The sequence below is a fragment of the Corynebacterium sp. HMSC065H09 genome, assembly GCF_001812845.1.
Taxonomy (GTDB): Bacteria; Actinomycetota; Actinomycetes; order Mycobacteriales; family Mycobacteriaceae; genus Corynebacterium; species Corynebacterium jeikeium_D.
Genome location: NZ_KV810593.1, coordinates 1 through 1,496 on the forward strand (window position 1 = coordinate 1; position 1,496 = coordinate 1,496).

Annotated in this window: 1 protein-coding gene; it reads left to right on the forward strand. The window is 55.1% G+C overall.

Translation table 11 applies throughout. The annotated features are described in order from the left end of the window. Positions 1–160 precede the first annotated feature (160 nt). Positions 161–1,372 carry an IS110 family RNA-guided transposase gene (locus tag HMPREF2878_RS08345; protein WP_070653273.1) on the forward strand — a complete coding sequence of 404 codons (1,212 nt, stop codon included), beginning with the start codon at positions 161–163 and terminating at the stop codon, positions 1,370–1,372. Positions 1,373–1,496 lie beyond the last annotated feature (124 nt).

The window sequence follows — 1,496 nt, forward strand, 5'->3', positions numbered from 1 at the left end:
GGGGGGTGTTGCCGCCGGGTGCCAGGACTTTCGATGACAGCTGATAGGGACACGGCCAGTTTTAAACTAGGTCTCTTTGTAACGTGGGTGCTTGCAACGAAGGTCATGACACCAGCGACTGGAACAACGCCATACCCATCTCGTTTTCTAGGAGCTCATCATGTCTCCGGAGCATTCCATCGACATATTCCTTGGGTTAGACGTCGGCAAATCTGAACACCACGCCTGCGCCTTAGACCGTGATGGCAACAAGGTCTTCGACAAACCGTTGCCTCAACTCGAATCCGAACTAGCAGGCGTTTTTCACCAGCTTCAGAAGCTTGGCACCGTGCTCGTGATCGTCGACCAACCCAACACCATCGGCGCACTACCGATTGCTGTAGCCCGAGACTGCGGTTGCGAAGTCGGATACCTGCCAGGTCTTGCGATGCGCAAAGCTGCAGATCTCTATCCGGGACGTGCAAAAACAGACAAACGCGACGCATTCATCATCGCCGACACCGCCCGCACAATGCCCCACACGCTACGTGCCGTCGACCGCAATGATGAGGTACTCTCCGCCCTAAAGATGCTGTCCGGCTTCGATGATGACATCGCCCGCGATTGCACTCGCACTGTCAATCGGCTTCGCAGTATCCTCACCCAGATCTACCCCAGCCTGGAACGAGTTTTTGCTGGTAGCACCCTGACTCGCACGCCGATCCTGGAATTATTGATCCATTACAAGGGACCGCAGGGGCTAAAAAGAGCCGGATACCAACGAGTGTTGAACTGGATGATCAAGCGCACACGTAAAGACCCCACCCCGCTGGTAGACGACATTTTTACAGCGCTGAAAGCTCAAACAGTCACCGTGCCTGGAAGCGATGCCGCCGAGTTAGTAATTCCTCAACTGGCTGCAAACATCCAGGCCCTCAAAGAGCAACGAAACACCATTGCTGAGCAGGTTGAAGAGATGCTCGCTGATTTCCCTCTTTGTGAGGTCTTGATGAGTATGCCCGGAGTCGGCATCAAGACCGCAGCGCAGATCCTTCTTGCGATCGGTGATGGCTCCGACTTCGATAGTGCTGGCCACTTAGCTGCTTATGCTGGAATAGCACCCGTGACTAGACGATCCGGTTCGTCGATCAGAGGTGAATTCCCGGCACGGTCAGGCAATAAACGACTGAAAAACGCCTTGTTCTACTCCGCATTCGCAGTTATCCGCAGCCACGAACCGTCACGGCGGTATTACGAACGCAAACGCGCTGAAGGAAAACGCCACAACGCAGCAGTCATATGCCTGGCACGACGCCGATGCAATGTCATCTACGCGATGCTGAAAAACAAGGAGTTCTTCCGCGAAATCCCGCCACGCCCCGTCGCCGCATAAAGCCCCAAAGACGAAGCCGACCAGCACACGCTGGCCGGCTCCTAGGCACGCCTAAGAAACTACTCCCAAGACTGTGCTCGTCAACATCGGTCTGGCACTTGACAAAAACATAGGGACACCCCCC

Bases quoted from the DNA above. Each gene is read 5' to 3' on its own strand.
- HMPREF2878_RS08345 (WP_070653273.1), top strand. From the start codon at position 161: ATGTCTCCGGAGCATTCCATCGACATATTCCTTGGGTTAGACGTCGGC.